The sequence below is a fragment of the Endozoicomonas sp. G2_1 genome, from assembly GCF_017744155.1.
GTDB lineage: Bacteria > Pseudomonadota > Gammaproteobacteria > Enterobacterales > Alteromonadaceae > JAGHQT01.
Genome location: NZ_JAGHQT010000006.1, coordinates 1 through 18141 on the forward strand (window position 1 = coordinate 1; position 18141 = coordinate 18141).

The 18141-nt window shown below is 42.5% G+C and carries 14 protein-coding genes and 1 pseudogene; 5 read left to right on the forward strand and 10 right to left on the reverse strand.

Annotation, left to right across the window (positions count from 1 at the left end; all coding sequences use genetic code 11):
- From J7384_RS09010 to add, 4 genes and pseudogenes are all read right to left on the reverse strand, one after another.
- A pseudogene (locus J7384_RS09010) lies at window positions 1-226 on the reverse strand (IS3 family transposase); the annotation flags it as partial.
- Between the two features lie 151 nt (window positions 227-377).
- Window positions 378-1082, reverse strand: coding sequence for a purine-nucleoside phosphorylase (gene deoD, locus J7384_RS09015; protein WP_209113229.1), 705 nt, complete (start codon window positions 1080-1082; stop codon window positions 378-380).
- Window positions 1083-1207: 125 nt separating this feature from the next.
- Window positions 1208-1378, reverse strand: coding sequence for a DUF1427 family protein (locus tag J7384_RS09020; RefSeq protein ID WP_209113231.1), 171 nt, complete (start codon window positions 1376-1378; stop codon window positions 1208-1210).
- A gap of 38 nt (window positions 1379-1416) precedes the next feature.
- On the reverse strand, window positions 1417-2415 hold the full coding sequence (gene add, locus J7384_RS09025; protein WP_209113233.1) for an adenosine deaminase: 999 nt from the start codon (window positions 2413-2415) through the stop codon (window positions 1417-1419).
- 191 nt (window positions 2416-2606) lie between these two features.
- Here add and aroG point away from each other — a divergent pair, with 191 nt between their 5' ends.
- Entirely contained in the window at window positions 2607-3671 is a 1065-nt protein-coding gene (gene aroG / locus J7384_RS09030) for a 3-deoxy-7-phosphoheptulonate synthase AroG (protein WP_209113235.1), read from the forward strand.
- Window positions 3672-3679: 8 nt separating this feature from the next.
- Window positions 3680-4003 (forward strand): gamma-glutamylcyclotransferase family protein, encoded by a 324-nt coding sequence (locus J7384_RS09035; RefSeq protein WP_209113237.1) that lies wholly within the window; start codon window positions 3680-3682, stop codon window positions 4001-4003.
- 108 nt (window positions 4004-4111) lie between these two features.
- On the opposite strand, the gene J7384_RS09040 is transcribed toward J7384_RS09035, so the two are convergent.
- The gene (locus tag J7384_RS09040) at window positions 4112-6697 is read right to left on the reverse strand and encodes an EAL domain-containing protein (RefSeq protein ID WP_209113238.1); all 2586 of its coding nucleotides are present in this window, start codon (window positions 6695-6697) and stop codon (window positions 4112-4114) included.
- Between the two features lie 284 nt (window positions 6698-6981).
- Between J7384_RS09040 and J7384_RS09045 the strand changes: the two genes are divergently transcribed.
- Window positions 6982-9507 (forward strand): esterase-like activity of phytase family protein, encoded by a 2526-nt coding sequence (locus tag J7384_RS09045; protein ID WP_209113240.1) that lies wholly within the window; start codon window positions 6982-6984, stop codon window positions 9505-9507.
- Between the two features lie 259 nt (window positions 9508-9766).
- Window positions 9767-10249 (forward strand): low molecular weight protein-tyrosine-phosphatase, encoded by a 483-nt coding sequence (locus J7384_RS09050; RefSeq protein WP_247741716.1) that lies wholly within the window; start codon window positions 9767-9769, stop codon window positions 10247-10249.
- A 77-nt stretch (window positions 10250-10326) separates the two neighbouring features.
- Here J7384_RS09050 and J7384_RS09055 read toward each other — a convergent pair whose 3' ends face one another.
- Both J7384_RS09055 and J7384_RS09060 read right to left on the reverse strand, forming a co-directional pair.
- Window positions 10327-11370 (reverse strand): 3-deoxy-7-phosphoheptulonate synthase, encoded by a 1044-nt coding sequence (locus J7384_RS09055; protein ID WP_209113242.1) that lies wholly within the window; start codon window positions 11368-11370, stop codon window positions 10327-10329.
- Window positions 11371-11474: 104 nt separating this feature from the next.
- The gene (locus J7384_RS09060) at window positions 11475-12284 is read right to left on the reverse strand and encodes a pyruvate, water dikinase regulatory protein (protein ID WP_209113245.1); all 810 of its coding nucleotides are present in this window, start codon (window positions 12282-12284) and stop codon (window positions 11475-11477) included.
- Window positions 12285-12609: 325 nt separating this feature from the next.
- On the opposite strand from J7384_RS09060, the gene ppsA reads away from it, so the two are divergent.
- Window positions 12610-14982, forward strand: a complete 2373-nt coding sequence (gene ppsA, locus J7384_RS09065) for a phosphoenolpyruvate synthase (RefSeq protein ID WP_209113247.1) — start codon at window positions 12610-12612, stop codon at window positions 14980-14982.
- Window positions 14983-15231: 249 nt separating this feature from the next.
- Here the strand turns inward: ppsA and J7384_RS09070 are convergent, their stop codons facing one another.
- The 3 genes from J7384_RS09070 to J7384_RS09080 all read right to left on the reverse strand — a co-directional run bounded on the left by J7384_RS09070 (window position 15232) and on the right by J7384_RS09080 (window position 18121).
- Window positions 15232-16272: a Glu/Leu/Phe/Val dehydrogenase gene (locus tag J7384_RS09070; protein ID WP_209113249.1), complete on the reverse strand. Its 1041-nt coding sequence runs from the start codon at window positions 16270-16272 to the stop codon at window positions 15232-15234.
- 224 nt (window positions 16273-16496) lie between these two features.
- Window positions 16497-16958, reverse strand: a complete 462-nt coding sequence (locus J7384_RS09075) for a GNAT family N-acetyltransferase (protein ID WP_209113251.1) — start codon at window positions 16956-16958, stop codon at window positions 16497-16499.
- A 2-nt stretch (window positions 16959-16960) separates the two neighbouring features.
- On the reverse strand, window positions 16961-18121 hold the full coding sequence (locus tag J7384_RS09080) for a cupin domain-containing protein (protein WP_209113253.1): 1161 nt from the start codon (window positions 18119-18121) through the stop codon (window positions 16961-16963).
- Window positions 18122-18141: the final 20 nt, after the last annotated feature.

An 18141-nucleotide genomic window follows, 5' to 3' on the forward strand; every position in this document is an offset into this window, starting at 1 on the left:
TAGGTTTGGACATGTGGCTTGTCCTGATGACATAGTTAGGTGTTCCCTTACTCCAATCTAGTCGACCATGCTTGCGAAGCCAAACTAATACCGTAGAGCAACCTTGAATACCGTATTTATCTTGAGCTTGTTTGTAAGTCATCTCGCCTTTTTCAACTTGCTCGACAACCGACAATTTAAAAGCGAGTGAGTAATCCTTTTGAGTTCGTTTAGTGGTTGATTTCATGGCACTCTCCAATTCATTGATTGAAAAGTGTCAACCTTATTTAGGACGGGTCAATAAAAATAAAAAAGGCTGCACATGCAGCCTTTTTTATTTTGCGACTTAGATAGTCTTATCTCGTTCGCAATTTCCTAACCAATACTTTTAGTAAATGTTATAAAACGCTCTCTAGCGTTAATTCCATCATGTCTTTAAAGGTATTTTCACGCTCATCAGCAGTCGTTACTTCACCTGTTTTGATATGGTCACTTACCGTAAATACCGCGAGTGCATTTTTGCCAAGCTCTGCAGCAACGCCGTATAAACCAGCTGCTTCCATTTCTACGGCTAAAATACCGTGTTTTTCCATTACCGCAAACATTTCAGGGTTTGGACCATAAAACAAGTCCGCGGTAAAGACGTTACCAACGCGTACCGGCTTGTTAATTTTCTCAGCAGTATTGACGACTTTTTGCAATAAACCAAAGTCAGCACAAGCGGCAAAGTCAAAGTTGTTAAAACGTTGGCGATTGACATTTGAATCAGTGCTTGCTGCCATACCGATGATAACGTCGCGAACTTTGATGTCATCGCGCACAGCACCACAAGAACCAATGCGGATAATATTTTGCACGCCATACTCTTTGTATAGCTCGGTTGCGTAGATTGAAATAGATGGGATCCCCATGCCTGAACCCATGACAGACACGCGTTTACCTTTATATGTGCCCGTGTAGCCGTACATGTTGCGAACACGAGTGACACATTTGGCATCATCTAAAAAGTTCTCGGCAATAAATTTTGCACGAAGTGGATCGCCCGGCATTAATACCGTTTCGGCGAAATCACCAGGTTTAGCTTCAATATGAGGAGTAGCCATTAATTTTTACCCTATTTATTGTTTATCAGTAAGTTTCAAGCCAGCTAGACAATTTTTAACACTGCTATCAAGGGTTTTTTACTGAGAAGATTTATTAAATGATTGATTTTGTTTTTTGTGACAGCCTAGCTAAAAAATCTTTCAATGATCCAGCTGTAGGCTTGGCCACCTAAATAAATACCAACAATACCAGCAATACCTGAAATGACAGGCGGCGCTGGCAATGGTAATTTTAACAACGAAAAAATAATACCAACAAGTGCACCAGTAACTAGGGCAAGTAATATTTCAGTCATTTTTTCTCCAAAGATTATCGAGGCACAGTCGTATTAATTCACGTCAATGCTTTTTGCTTAAGTTGTTGCTTTTCACTATCAGATAAAAAGCTAGCAGTTACGCCATTTAATTGTAGTTGATCGAGCTGGGCTTGATTCAAGCCGAGTTGCTCTCGGGCAACTTGGTATTCATGCTTAATCTCGATGCCTTCAACGGCGGGATCATCGGTATTCAAACAGGCAACAACGCCATGCTGTAAAAACAGCTTTAATGGGTGTTTTGAGAGATCAGTAACGGTACCAGTTTGAAAATTCGACGTTAAGCAAGACTCGATAATGATATTGTTTTTGACCATATAGTCAAGTAATTTTGGGTCTTGTGCGCAGGCGACACCATGACCAATTCGGGTAGCGCCGAGATCGCGTATCGCTTGCCACACGCTTTCTGGTCCGCATGCTTCGCCTGCGTGAACAGTGACTTGTAAATCAGCGGCCTTTACTTGATTGAAGTGTGATAAAAACAGTTCGCCGGCAAAACCTTTTTCGTCACCAGCTAAGTCCATTGCGACGAGTTTGTCTTTGTGGTGGAGTAGAGCGTCCAACTCGAGTTGACAGTTGTCGACACCAAAACTGCGACTCAAAATGCCAATCAAATTGATTTTAGTATCAAATTCGCGACAGCCTTGAGCAACCCCGTCAATCACGGCAGCAACAACGTCGGTAACGTTGAGCTTGTGCTTCATTGCCATGTAAAACGGAGAAAAGCGCAGCTCGGCGTAATCTAAACCGGCATTATGTGCATCTTCAACGTTTTCATAAGCAATGCGCTTACAGTCATCAAGTGTTTTTAATACCGCAACACCCCAGTCGAGCTTCTTTAAAAAACTGACTAAATCCGGTTCACTGTTTTGGATTTGTACGTATGGGATTAACGCCTCGAAAGTTTTTGCCGGTAACTCAATTCCGTGTTGATTGGCCAGCTGCCAAATAGTATTGGGTCTAATGTTGCCATCTAAATGACGATGCAAATCAACTAAAGGTAATTGGGAACTAGGCATAATACTCCAAGATGAAATCGCTAATTAAAATTAATCGACAATTATATCTGTTTTTAGTGATTTTGTATTGCTAATACCGTATCAAGCTTGTTAAATTAGTCCTAGTTAGCTGTTTAGGTGTCTAGACGTAAATAATTTATATAAGAAAACTATCAAATAGAAAACAATCAATAGAGAGTCAAGAGAAGAGTATGTTACATCAAACCGACGATGTTCGAATTAGTAAAATCAAGGAATTATTGCCACCCATTGCCTTATTAGAAAGGTTTCCGGCAACAGAGAAGGCGTCTGCGTCGGTCTATCAAGGTCGTGAAGCGATCCATAACATCATGAATGACCAAGACGACAGACTCCTCGTCGTAATTGGCCCTTGCTCGATTCACGATCCAAAAGCGGCAATTGAGTATGGGCAGCGCCTAGTCGAATTACGCGAGAAATATCGCGATAACCTCGAAGTGGTGATGCGAGTTTACTTTGAAAAGCCAAGAACAACGGTTGGTTGGAAAGGCTTAATTAATGACCCTTATTTAGACAACAGCTTTAAGTTGAACGACGGTTTGCGCATTGGTCGTAAGTTACTATTAGATTTAAACGATTTAGGTTTGCCAACTGCGGGTGAGTTTCTCGATATGATCACCCCTCAATACATGGGCGATTTTATGTGTTGGGGCGCAATTGGCGCCCGTACTACAGAGAGCCAAGTTCACCGCGAATTAGCCTCAGGTTTGTCTTGTCCGGTTGGCTTTAAAAACGGTACTGACGGTACAATCAAAATTGCGATTGATGCTATTGGTGCCGCCAGTGCACCACATCACTTTTTATCAGTCACTAAGTACGGCCATTCAGCGATTGTTGAAACTACCGGTAACAAAGATTGCCATATTATTCTGCGCGGCGGTAACAAAAGTACGAATTTTGATGCGGACAGTGTTAAAGCGGTGACCGATCAGCTAAATAATATAGGTTTAAATGACAAGGTCATGATTGATTTTAGTCATGCCAATAGCCAGAAGAAATTTGAAAACCAAATGCTGGTTTGTAAAGATGTTTGTCAACAAATTGCAGAGGGCAACCAGTCGATTTTTGGTGTTATGGTTGAAAGTCATCTTGAGCAAGGTCGACAAGATTTAGTTGATGGTGTTGCACCTAAGTACGGACAGAGTATCACTGACGCTTGTATCGGCTGGCAAGACACAGAAACACTGCTTGCTGAGTTAAACCAAGCGGTAGCTCAACGCCGTACAGCCAATAGTTAAGTTTATTTATGCATCTATTCGTTTATGGCACATTGGCGCCGGGTCAGCCTAATCAACACATACTGGCTGACCTCAATGGTACTTGGCAGAGTGCAACCGTTAAAGGCCATTTAAAAGCTGAAGGTTGGGGGGCTGCTATGGGCTACCCTGGCCTAGTGCTTAATCAAAATGGTGAAACTATTGGTGGCCAACTATTTAGTTCTACTGATCTAGACAATTTTTGGCCTGAGCTTGACGCCTTTGAAGGCGAGGGCTATCAGCGTGTGCAAACAAAAGCTCTGTTGGCTAACGGCGAAGTGGTTGAAAGCCATGTCTACACGGTTTTACTTTAGCAATAACAAGAGTGAAAACGAGAGCAACAACCGCTACAAGCTAACAGCTTCACGTTAGCATTGGCTTTTTAGTTTTGGCTGTAATTCAATATGAATTACAGCCACTGACTAGTTTTCGCGAGTATTTCCACTATCGGCAATAATGACTTCTTTTGGCAACTGCCCGTTGATTTGCTCATCTAACCAAATTAAGTAGGTTGATAATGGCATGGCGGTCGCGTAATAATGACCTTGACCAATGTCACAACCCAAGTCTCGCAACATTTCTTGAGTGCGTTCGCTGTTAACGCCTTCGGCAACAACTTCTAGTCCTAGTCCTTTTGCCATTTGAATACTGGCTTTGGTAATTTCATAATGCTTGTCACTACTTGCTATTTTTTCAACAAACTGTCGATCAATTTTTAGCTCGTGACAGGGGATTTCACTCATATAGGCAATCGATGAATAGCCAGTACCAAAATCGTCAATACCCAAGATAAAGCCAAATTCTATCAAGCTAGCCAACTGTGCTCTGGCGTCACAATTGTCCAAAATCGCCACTGACTCTGTAATCTCAAGCGCGATGGTTTCGGGCGCAACTTGGTTGGCAATGACTAAGTCGGTAATAAAGTTGAAGAAGTCGGGGTCACAAACGTCTTTGCCACTGATATTAACAGCAATAAAATGCTTGTGATGACCTTTTTCAATAATGGTTTTGTGTTGCTTTATTGCGGTTTTTATTACCCAGCGGGTAATGTCTTTGATCAAACCTGTGTCTTCGGCGATGGGCATAAACACCGCCGGTGATATTTCCCCTTGCTCAGGGTGACGCCATCTGATCAAGCATTCACTACCACACACTCGTAGGGTTTTTAAATCGATTTGAGGCTGATGGTATAGCTCAAAATCACCTCGATTTAATGCTTCATGCATACCAGCGATAAGCGCCATCACCTGATTGTTCTTTTTCACCGCGGTGCTTTGATAATATTGCCATTTACTGGCTTTGGTAGCCGCTTGCTCCAAGGCGAGATTTGCTTGGTTAACTAACTCTTTGGCTTGGCTACTGTGCTCGGGATATAAAGCAACACCAACGAATGCTGACAATGGCAGCGCTAAATTATCGAGGTAATATTGTTCTTTAATCAGCTCTTGTAGTTCTGAGATATAGCGCTCTAACTCGCCAGATAATTGATGATAATTAACCAAAAGTGCTAAGCAGCTATTATCGAGAGTTGCCACTTTTTGACGATCACTAGTCAGTGCTAAAATATTGTCATCGTGATAGAACTTATCGTTGATGACCTGACAAAAGCGTTTCAATAGTTGGCGTTTATCATCGTGCGAGAGATAAAGACTAACGCGCTCAATTTGTTCTGGCTTTACCACTAATACCGCGAGTTTATCATTTTCATGCTGGCGCGACTCAATTGTACTCTCTACGGTTATTCTGCGAGGCAGTTGAGTATCTCGATGGAATAACATGTCGTGCAACTGAGCTTGTTCATAGCGTCGCATTCGCTCGGCGAGGGCAAATGACATTAAAATTATTTCTGCAATGACACCAAATAAAAAAGCATTTCTGGTAATAAAGTTGTATTCAATTAAATCAAAAGCAGCCAAGGGTTGTATGACTCCTCCGGCGAGCAGCGGCAACCAGCTTACGGCATAGTACTTGGTCCAGCTAAAACTATTTCTCAGTTTCCTCAATACCATGGCAATGGCGAGTAAATAACAAAACGGTTGTAAGGCGAAAAAGGCTTGTAGTTTCAGTTGTGGGGGCAATGTAAAGCTAACCAATAGCATGACACCCAGCACAATTACCATCAGCCAAGTAAGTTTTTGCAGTTTGCCTTGTTGTTGGTGATACGCGAGAAAGTAATAGGCAAATACCAGCATTAAAATGGCAAATAAGTAATGGAATTGAATGGCAAATTCAATCAGTTGTGCTTGAACTTCAGTGCTGAAAAAATAGTAACCAAAGCCGTTGACTGAGGCCAGTAATGCAAATGCGGTTAATAGATAGCTGACATAGATTAAATAGATGGGATCCTTTACCGCTCTAAACAGTACCAGATTGTATAATGCCATCACCACAACGATGGTAACGAAAACGGTTGCTAGCAATACATTAGCATTTTGCTGACGGTTAAAGTTCGATTCCGCAATCAATTGAATCGGTATTTTTGGCGGCCCGGCGGACTGTATTTTGACCAAAAATGTGTGGTTTTGGTTTGCAGTTAGAGCAATGGCAAAATGTGGTAGTGGTGTCGGTAACGAAAGCGCATTGCCTTGATAATTTAAGCTTATTTGGTCTTGTTGTTGATTTTCCGATAACCCAACGACTCGGTATAGCTCGAATTGTTTTAATAACGGGTTATCTGCAACTAGCACTTGCCTTGTTAATTGACTACTTTTAACGGTTAATTTTAGCCAATAAACTGGGCGGTCAGCGCTTGCTGGAATATCGTTAAACGTTTGACCTTGCCACTTATTATCTAATAATTTTTGCGCGGATATTGAGTCGGCATCTTTGCTGTCCGTCCGATATTGAACGTTGTATGTAATTTTGAGATCAGACGATGATAGCGCTGGGGTGTCTTGCGTATGTGTCGATAATAAATCGAACGTCTGATAACCAATCGCAACGACGATTAAAAAAAGCACGCTTGCGTAGAGCGCAGATAATTTGTTGTTATTTTTATTTGGCAGCATATTAGCTCGTGATCATGAAAATTCAACGATCAGCGCATTAGTTGATTCATTCCAACGTGCCGACCGGCTCAAGATGTTGAAACAATTTGCCCTAAAATGCAATCGCGATAAGTGAAATTTTCATCTGTTTACTCGTATTACATGAGCTCATGCCTTTAATACTTTAGTCATTTTTGCTTAATCGTAACGTCATTTGCCTGTCACTGTCTCGTCATTACTTCGTCACGTTTTTCTCCTAGTTTGGATTTTAGCTTCAGATAAAACTTAAACATGGAAACAAATCAATGAAACACAATAATTTTAAACATACGTTGTTAGCTGTGGCAGTAGTTGCCGGTATCAGCGCTTGTGACGGTGATGATGGTAATCGAGGCCCTGCGGGTGCTCAAGGACCTATCGGTACTACTGGTAGTGCAGGTGTTAACAGCTTAATTAATCAAACAATACTTGCGCCAAAAAATGACGCTTGCTTTAACGGCGGTGTTCGATTTGATTCCGGCCTTGATGCAAATGCTAATGGTATGCTCGAGAGCAGCGAAGTGACCTCAACGAGTTTTACCTGTACACCGACTGTGGTTGATAACAGCCAAAACTTTGTGCGCGTTGCAACATTCCCGGTTTGTTCTCAAATTGATGCTAATTGTGATAATGACACGGAAACCGCGGCTGAAATTGTCAGTGTCAGCTCAGATAACAATAAACTCATTTATACTGATAGCCCACAAAATATGGTTGGTTTTATCAATATTAATGACGCTGAGAATCCTATGCCAGCGGGTACTTTATCCTTACCTGGTGAGCCAACTTCAGTGGCAGTCCGAGGTGATTATGCGCTAGTGGCTGTGAACCACTCTCAAGATTTTATTAACGTGGCCGGTTCGCTTGAAATTATTGATGTCGATAGCCAAGCAATTGTGCGCAGTATTGATATTGGCGGACAGCCTGATTCTGTGGCTGTAAGTAAAGATGGTAACTATGCCGCTATCGTGATTGAAAACGAGCGTGATGAAGATCTCGGTGATGGCGGATTACCTCAGTTGCCCGCAGGCGGTTTAGTGGTTGTTAATATGACGGGGGCAGTTGCCGATTGGACCACTTCTAACGTCGCATTAACTGGTTTGGCGACTATAGAAGCAACTGATCCTGAACCAGAGTACGTTGATATCAACGACAATAATATTGCAGTTATCACGTTACAAGAAAACAACCATATTGTTTTGGTTGATCTATCAACGGGTCAGGTCACTAATCACTTTTCAGCGGGCAGTGTTGACTTAACTAACATTGATGCCACCGAAGAAGATGCCTTTATCAATCAAGTTGAGAGCCTCAGCGGTGTCGTTCGTGAACCCGATGGCGTTACATGGCTTAACAACGACTACTTTGCTACTGCCAATGAAGGTGACTGGAACGGCGGCAGCCGCGGTTTTTCGGTCTTTGATACCCGTGGCAATGTCGTATATGACTCGGGCAATACTATGGATCAATTAACCGCAGGTATTGGTCACTATCCAGATGATCGCTCAGAAAACAAAGGTAATGAGCCTGAAAATGCTGAGTTTGGCGTTTTTGGCGACAATCGCTTCTTGTTTATTAACTCTGAGCGTTCAAGCCTAGTGTTTGTTTATGATGTTGCAGACTTAACTAAACCCGCATTTAAACAAGTATTGCCTGCGGCAGCTGGACCTGAAGGTGCGTTAGCGATTCCAGAGCGCAATTTATTAGTGGTTGCCAGTGAAGAAGACGATCGCGGTGATAAGTTGCGTTCTGCCGTTAACATCTATCGCTACAACAGCGTTGAGTCCAATTATCCAACCATAGCGTCTGTAAACCGTGAAAATGGCACACCAATACCTTTTGCGGCGCTTTCAGGTTTATCGGCAGATACCGTCGACAATGGCTTGGTTTATTCGATTGAAGATAGCTTTTTCAAAAGCAACCGCATTTTTGCCATTGATACTAAGCAAACGCCAGCGCGCTTGGTCGATGAAATTCGTATTTCTGATACTAATGATGTTTTCGCCAATATCAGTACAGTGTCATTAGCCGATGCTTCAGTCGATGACGATGATGCAACTCGCGTTAATGTTTTTGACCAAGCTGATTTAGCGGCAATGATCAATGCTGATAAAACCGTCAATATTGACCCCGAAGGTATTGCCAAAGCTAGCGACGGTGGCTTTTGGGTCGCCTCTGAAGGTTCAGGAACGGTTGGTGACAGTAACCGTCCAGTCAACAGCTTAAACTTTATTTTTAAAACCGACGAAAACGGCGTGATTGAAAATGTTATTAGCCTACCTGATGCGTTAAACAATGTTCAATTGCGTTTTGGCTTTGAAGGTATTGCTGAATATGCTGGTGCTGCTTACGTTGCATTCCAGCGCGTGTGGCCTGGTGATACCAACGCACGTATTGGTATCTATGATGTTGCCAACAGCACGTGGAGCTTTTTGTTCTATCCACTTGATGCACCAGCCTCACAAAACGGCGGTTGGGTTGGTTTGTCAGACTTAACCTCGCTTGGCAATGGTCAGTTTTTAGTCTTGGAGCGAGACAACCAAGGTGGGCCTGATGCCGCGATTAAGCGTTTGTACCGCATTGATACCACAGGCCTAGCCAATGGTGCGACAGTGACTAAAACTCTGGTACGCGATATTTTACCAGACGTTACTCGAGAGCATTTGAGCTTTGAAAAAGTTGAAGGTCTAGCAGTGATGGCAAACGGCGATGTTTTATTGGTTAATGACAACGATGGTGTTGACGACAATAGCGGTGAAACTCAGCTAATTAATTTGGGTGATATTCTTTAATAATATTAACCGAGAAGCCAAGGCAGGCTAAAGCGAAATTAGTCATCTGCAATTGGCAATTCTAAAAGCCACTTTGATTAAAATAGTCGAAGTGGCTTTTTGTTATCATTTTGTAAACAAATAGCATGCTAAGCACTTGCTTTCAATGACTGAACACCGTAGCATTTGAACTCGTTAATTTATCTACCATGCTCATCTTTAAGTTTTTGATCTTATTAGTTGTAGGATGCGCACTGAGAACATTGAGGTCCGCACACTAATGTCGTCTATGTCATTAAACCACGTCGAAAGTATTCTGTTTGTTTGTATGGGCAATATTTGTCGCTCTCCGACCGCGGAAGCGGTGTTTAGACACAAAGCCGCTACTCAGGGCATAAAGCTATCAATTGATTCTGCCGGTACTTTAGGCGCCCATGCTAAGCAAAAGCCGGATCCTCGTTCACAAAAAGCTGGGATTGCTCGTGGTTATTCTTTTGATGGTATAAAAGCTCGCAAAGTGACCAAACAAGATTTTTACGATTTTGATTTGATTTTAGCGATGGACGAGCAAAATCTAAAAGATCTGCAACAAGTCGCGCCAGCAGCTCTTGTTGAAAAACCACAGTTATTTCTTAATTTTGCTGAGAATTTCAGTGATACTGAGGTTCCAGACCCATACTACGGCGGTGCCCGCGGCTTTCAATACGTATTAGACTTGGTGGAAGACGCCAGCGACGGCTTATTAAAACAGCTAAAGAGTTAAATTACTTAAAAATCAAAAAAAAACGCCAGATAAGGCTATTATCTGGCTTTTTGCTTTTCTGTGGGGTTTAGCTTGAACTAGCGGTTTTTCGCTTGTGCAAGAATGTCGAGAATTTCTTCACTAGTGTCGAGATTGATACAAGCATCAGTAATGCTTTGGCCGTAAGTTAGGTCTTTGCCTGGTTCTACTTTTTGATTACCTTCGACCAAGAAACTTTCAATCATAACGCCAAAAATACTGTCATCACCGTTTTTAATCTGGTCAGCCAATGATTTAGCGACATCAATTTGTTTAGTATGATCTTTACAACTGTTACCGTGGCTGCAATCGATCATCACTTTTTCACGCAGTTGACCTTTAGCTAAAATCCCACAGGCATCACTGATATTTTGAGGGTGGTAGTTTGGCGCTTTACCACCGCGCAAAATAATGTGGGCATGTGGGTTACCATGAGTTTGGTAAATACACATTTGGCCTTTTTTGTCTGGTGAATATAACACGTGAGGTACGCTAGCGGCTTTGATTGCGTCAGCGGCTATTTGGACATTGCCATCGGTACCGTTTTTAAAACCTACTGGGCAAGATAATGCGGAAGCAAGTTCACGATGAACCTGACTTTCTGTGGTACGAGCACCAATCGCGCCCCAAGAAATAAGATCAGAAATGTATTGACCTGTCACCATATCCAAGAATTCAGTACCAGCGGGTAAACCAAGCTTATTAATATCCATTAATAGGGTACGTGCAAGCTTTAAGCCTTTGGCAACGTGGAATGATTTATCTAAATCAGGATCGCTAATCAAGCCTTTCCAACCGACGGTGGTTCTTGGTTTTTCAAAGTAAACGCGCATGACGATATAAAGTGTGTCTTTATATTTTTCGTGCAGTACTTTTAGTTTTTTGGCGTAATCAATTGCTGCATCGACATCGTGAATCGAACACGGGCCAATAATGACAAGGGTACGAGGGTCTTTACCTTCGATAATCGCTTCTATTTGCGAACGTGCATCGAGAATAAAGTTAGCGGTTTGCTGATCTAACGGAATTTGTTGGGCGAGTTGATCTGGTGAGACAAGGTGCTCTATCAGACTCGTGCGTATTTCATCTGTTTTTATCGACATAATTTCTTTCTAACCAAATGACTCAATTTGGCACTACTTTTTATCATTGTAAGCCTATAGAAATGGGCATTTTGAACGAGTTTTCAAGTGCAGACCGCAAAATATTAATATTTATATCGCTGCAAGCCGGTAATTGATAATATTTTTGCGGTAATTTCCTCCACTGACAGCTTAGTCGTATTCAGGTAAGGTATTTTTTCCTTTTTGTAGAGTTTCTCTACTTCGCGCACTTCCATCCGACATTGACGAGCTGACGAGTAACGGCTGTTCGCCATGCGGCCATCGCGAATGTCCATTAACCGTTGGGCATCAATCGTTAAACCAAACAATTTCTTTTTGTGATCTTTTAAGCAGGCGGGAATCTTTAGTTCATCCATATCTTCCTCGGTAAATGGATAATTAGCCGCTTTAATACCGTATTGTAAGGCGAGATACAAAGATGTTGGCGTTTTTCCTGACCGAGAAACACCAACCAAAATAACGTCAGCGTGTTCATAGTTACTGATATTGCCACCGTCGTCATTGGCCAATGCGTAGTTAACCGCATCAATTCGATAGTTGTAGCTATTTTCGTGAATACTGTGGGTGCGATGGGCTTTCGGCGTGGCTTGAATGCCTAACTGTTGCTCCATTGGGATGACAAAACGCTCGAGAAAGTTGTAGATAACACCGTCACTGTTTTCGATGATTTTACCGATTTCTGGATTGACAAAGGTTTGGAAAACTAACGGTTTCTCGCCTGAGCGTTGATACTCTTTGTTAATCTTTCGCTTTGCTTCTTCTGCCTTTTCAACGCTTTCAACAAAGGCAATTGTCTGGTGTTTAAACTCTGCGGGAAATAACGACAGTAAAGCATGGCCAAAGACTTCTGAGGTGATGGCGGTACCATCGGAAACATAAAAGGCAGTACGCATATATTAGACCTGAATTACAAACCCCATCTCGGGATAATAAATGGCTTTCTAGTTGCTCTTTTCAACGCTAACGTCGTTAAATTTACTTGCAATAGACAAGCTATTGACGCGCAAATTTGCCTTGTTATCGAAGAAAATATCTAACTAAAAAGTTCAAACGACACAATAAGTGTTAAACCTAAAAACTACCACATCTCTTACCCCGAGCTGCGGTTTAATAATGAAAAGTTGCAAAGATTATTTCAGTTTAACAATGACCAGTGTAAGATGTTGCGATAAATGAGAGAAGTGATTTTTTGAATTTTGTAATTTGAGGAGAACACCAGTGCAAGAAAACGTGCTTTGGTATCAAGAACTTGGAATGAACGACGTTGAACGAGTAGGGGGCAAAAACGCTTCTCTCGGTGAAATGATTTCTAATTTAGCGAACGTTGGTGTGCAAGTCCCTGGCGGCTTTGCGACCACGGCTTACGCGTTTAATGAGTTTCTTGAACAAAGTGGTCTAAACGACAAGATTTATCAGTTGTTAGACCAATTAGACGTCAGCGACGTCAACGCGCTAGCGCAATGTGGTGCGACCATTAGACAATGGATTATCGACACGCCATTTTTACCACAAATGCAGGCGGATATTGAACAAGCCTATCAGCAATTGGCTGGTGAATTTACCGAAGATGCTTCATTTGCTGTACGCTCGTCGGCAACTGCAGAAGACATGCCAGACGCATCATTTGCCGGTCAACAAGAAACTTTCCTCAACGTGCGCGGTTTAGACGCCGTAATGGTGGCCATTAAACACGTATTTGCCTCACTATTTAACGACCGAGCTATTTCGTATCGCGTTCACCAAGGCTACGACCACCGCGGTGTCGCTTTATCTGCCGGCATTCAGCGTATGGTGCGCAGTGATATCGCATCAAGTGGCGTAATGTTCTCAATTGATACTGAATCAGGCTTTGAAGATGTCGTTTTTGTGACCTCGAGCTATGGTTTAGGTGAAATGGTGGTGCAGGGCGCGGTTAACCCTGATGAATTTTACGTCCACAAACCAACCTTAGCAAAAGATAAACCAGCGGTTGTTCGCCGTAATATTGGCAGTAAAGCGATTAAAATGGTTTATAGCGATACCCAAGAGCACGGCAAGCAAGTTGAAATTGTTGATATCGAGCCAGCTCAGTCTAATCAGTTTTCACTCACTGACCAAGAAGTGCAGGAACTCGCCAAACAAGCGGTAATTATTGAACGTCACTACGGTCGTCCAATGGATATCGAATGGGCTAAAGACGGTTTGGACGGCAAGTTATACATTGTTCAAGCCCGCCCTGAAACTGTTCGCAGCCGTGAAAACGCTAATGTAATGGAACAGTTCCAATTACAAGCGACGGCGCCGGTGATTTGTGAAGGCCGCTCAATTGGTCACAAAATCGGTAGCGGTAAAGCGAAAGTGCTCAGTTCATTAGAAGAAATGGATAAAATCGAGCAGGGTGATGTACTAGTGACTGACATGACAGATCCCGATTGGGAACCGATCATGAAGCGCGCATCTGCCATTGTGACCAATCGCGGTGGTAGAACTTGTCACGCGGCAATTATTGCACGTGAGATGGGCATCCCTGCGGTAGTAGGTTGTGGCAATGCCACAGATAAAATTGCTAATGGCGATAGTGTTACCGTTTCCTGCGCAGAAGGTGATACTGGCTTTATTTATCAAGGTGAACTTGAGTACACGGTAAATACGTCTGAAGTCGACAAAATGCCAGAGTTACCACTTAAAATAATGATGAATGTTGGCAACCCTGACCGCGCGTTTGCTTTTGCTCGCTTGCCACATGCCGGTATTGGTTTAGCCCGTTTAGAATTCATCATTAACAAAATGATCGGTATTCACCCGAAAGCGCTATTGAACTACGCTGAGCAATCGGCGGATTTGCGCGAAGAAATTGATGATATTATCGCTGGTTATGACAGCCCTGTAGAATTTTACATCGCTAAATTAACTGAAGGGATATCAACGCTTGCTGCCGCTTATGCACCAGAGCGTGTAATTGTTCGTATGTCTGACTTTAAATCAAACGAGTACGCCAACCTTGTTGGTGGTGAAGAGTTTGAACCAGACGAAGAAAACCCTATGATTGGTTATCGCGGAGCCTCTCGTTATATCTCTGAAGACTTTAGAGATTGTTTCGCACTTGAATGTGAAGCGATTAAGCGCGTGCGCAACGAGATGGATTTAACCAATGTTGAAGTCATGATTCCGTTTGTTCGTACCTTGGAAGAAGCTGAAGCTGTGATTGATATCCTTGCTGAAAATGGTTTAAAACGCGGTGAAAACGGCTTAAAAGTCATTATGATGTGTGAACTACCGTCAAATGCTTTACTCGCCGACCAGTTCTTAGATTACTTTGACGGTTTTTCTATCGGTTCAAATGACTTAACGCAACTAACGCTTGGCCTTGACCGAGATTCAGGTTTGATTGCTCACCTGTTTGACGAGCGCAACCCTGCTATTAAAAAATTGCTATCGATGGCGATTCAAGCCTGTAAAGCGCGTGGCAAGTATGTTGGTATCTGTGGTCAAGGGCCTTCAGATCACGCCGATTTTGCTGCTTGGTTAGTCAGCGAGGGCATCGACAGCGTTTCGTTAAACCCTGATACAGTTTTGCCAACTTGGTTATATCTAGCTGAGCAATACAAGTAATAAGGTTGATTAAGCGCGACTCATTGAGTTCAGCTTGATGTCTTTGACCATAAAAAATAGAGGGCAAAAGCCCTCTATTTTTTGTCATTACAGCTTAAATTAGTAGTTTCGTTAATAGTTTCGTTAAAAGTGTTTGCCATACTAAACTAATCAACAAATGACACCAAATAGACATTTTCATTAATGACTAATAAAACCATTTTGTAACGCGTAACTAAGATAGTTCATTAAAAACAAGGTGTTATAGTTTTATTTGTTTTTGCCGCCATTAGCGATAATTTCTCGTGCGATTTCGTCAGCAACGGCTCCCGTCGGTAAATTTCTTAACTGCGCTTGAGTAAATACATCAAGTAATGTCTGATAAATTTCTTCAACTTTGGCGGTTGCTTTGTCGGCATTGTAATCATCTTCAAACGAAATGTTGATGATGCCACCGGCGTTAATCACATAGTCGGGTGCGTACAAAATACCGCGCTCTTTGAGCATTAAATCGTGTTTTTCTTGTGCCAATTGATTGTTTGCACAACCGGCGATAATTTTTGCTTTAATGCGATCAATTGTGCTGTCGTTAACCGTTGCGCCTAAGGCACAAGGGCAATAGATATCAACGTCTTGGTCATAAATTTCATTTAGTCCGACAATTTTGGCATCAAACTGCGCGGCAACTTTATCAAGTGCGGTTTGATTTAAATCAGTGACCACTAAATTAGCGCCTGCTTTGTGAAGATGCTCGCACAAATAATAACCGACACTACCCAAGCCTTGAATGGCGACAGTAAGCCCAGTTAAGTCATCGCGCTGAAACTTGTGTTTTACCGCTGCTTTAATACCAACAAATGTACCTAACGCTGTAAACGGTGCAGGGTTACCACTTTTACCTTCAGTACCTGTGACAAAAGGAGTGACAGTGTTAGCGATGGCGATATCATCAGTGGTAATGTTAACGTCTTCAGCGCTGATGTAATGGCCGTTTAAACGGTTAAGTGCGTCGCCAAAGGCCTTAAAAAGTGCTTCAGACTTGATGGTTTTGGCGTCGCCGATAATGACTGATTTACCACCACCCATGGCTAAGCCTGCCATCGCGTTTTTGTAGGTCATACCTTTAGAAAGTCGCAAAACATCGGTAATCGCTTCACCTTCAGTGGCGTAATCCCACATTCGACAACCACCAACAGCAGGTCCGAGCTTTGTACTATGAACGGCAATAATGGCTTTTAGGCCAGTCTCTTTGTCACTACAAAAAACGACTTGTTCGTGGTTATCAAAATCTAATTGGTCAAAAACTGCCACAATAAATTCTCCAATGAAAATCAACCAATAGGTTGAATTGAGATGATTTAGTTGACGCAGACCTTAGCACTTCGATATCACGCAAGCTAGTGCTAATAAATATTAATTTAGTCGGACTTGTTCACTATTGAATACAGTGTTGTATTAGCAATAAGTGTATATACAATAGCTTGGATTATTACCGCATGAGCGCTAAGATGGCGTTCTTCTTGTCGCTGGATTCACTAATGGGTGAGGTAGTATTTTGCCATACTTATTTTGTTGACATTGCCTGCCATTTTTTGGCGAGCAATACCTGCTTCCATAAAAACCTGCCCCGCAGGCTTGAAATTGTGCTCTTGATAGTGCTGAACTGAACTCAACGGACAGTGTAAAAATACTTCATCAAGGCCCAACTCTTGAGCGATTTTCACTAAGCGTTTTAGTACGATGTGATCGACGCGTTTTTTTCGGTAGTTGGGCAAGACTGCGATGCGACTGATTTCACCGACGTGGCGCAAGCGACCCGTTGCCACTGGCTCTTTGGTTTTGTCATCGCAGACTAATAAGTGAATGGCTTGTTTATCATGGCGATCGAACTCAACAGCTTTTGGAATTCGCCACTCGCAGACAAATACTTTTTCTCGTAAATCTTTAAGCAATGGCGCTGCTTGTTGCCAAGCAACGCGCGATACGCTGTAAGACATGATTAATCCAAGATATACCAATAACCCATATTGATAACCCTAGTTAACAACTGGTTGTTTTTCAAGCACGCTGTCAAACTTGGTAAAATTTCCGGATGGAGCGGTTCATTGTTGGCTAAGTGAATTGCTAAAAATTGCGTCTTTGGGCACAGTTCAAAACTATCGCCATTAATGTAAACCTTGGTTTTGTCTTGATTTAAGTGAGACTTTAAACCAAGCACAGGTTCAATACTGACTAACTGTTGTTCAACCAGCTTGGAGAGCTGCTGAGGTGTGATTTCATCTTCTGGTTCAACAATGTCGAGCTGATGATGGTTTTTGGTTAAATAACTGCTGACAAAATCGTTAAATACAGCTTCGTTATCAAGTTCCTTGAGCATAAATTGCTTGAGGGCTTGTTTGTCAGCATCAGACATTACATTCGGGTTTTTAGTTGGCTGACGATTGGGGTCAGCAAACCTTGCTGTTGCCAAGTCTTGGTCGAGCAGTTTATCGGCAAACGCAGACCAAAGTTCTTGAGCACTAGGCGCCTGAAAGCCCACTGAATAATTGAGCGAGTTTTCGATTGCTGTGCCCTTGTGCGCGTGATTTGGCGGGATATACAAAATATCGCCCGACTCGGTAATGACATCGATAACAGGTGTTATTTCACTGACTTGCTTAAGATCTGGATGTGGCAGCAAGTTGACTAAACTATCGTCGGGTAAAGCAACTTGCCAGTGGCGCTTTCCTTCACCTTGAATGATAAACACGTCATATTGATCAAGGTGTGCACCTACACCACCACCAGGCGTCGAAAAACTCACCATAACATCGTCTAGTCGCCAGCTCGGAATAAAATTGAATGGTTTGAGTAGCTCATTAGTTTCGGCCGACCAATTATTAGTGGCTTGCACCAGCAAGGTCCAGTCTTGTTCGCCGTATTGGTCAAAGTGTTCAAACGGACCGTGCTCTACTGACCAGTCTGATTCGTTTTTGTGGCTAATAATGCGAGATTGAATTTCTTCTTCCATCGCCAAGCCAGCAAGCTCGTTAGCATCAAGCGGATCAATAAACTGGTGTTCAAATTCGTCAACCATACCTTTTTTTATAAGTAGTGGTTTTTTTTGCCAGTATTCGCTAAGAAAGCGTTGTGGTGTCAATTCGCCCCAGTTGATAATCATGCTTGTGCCTGTGGTTAGTT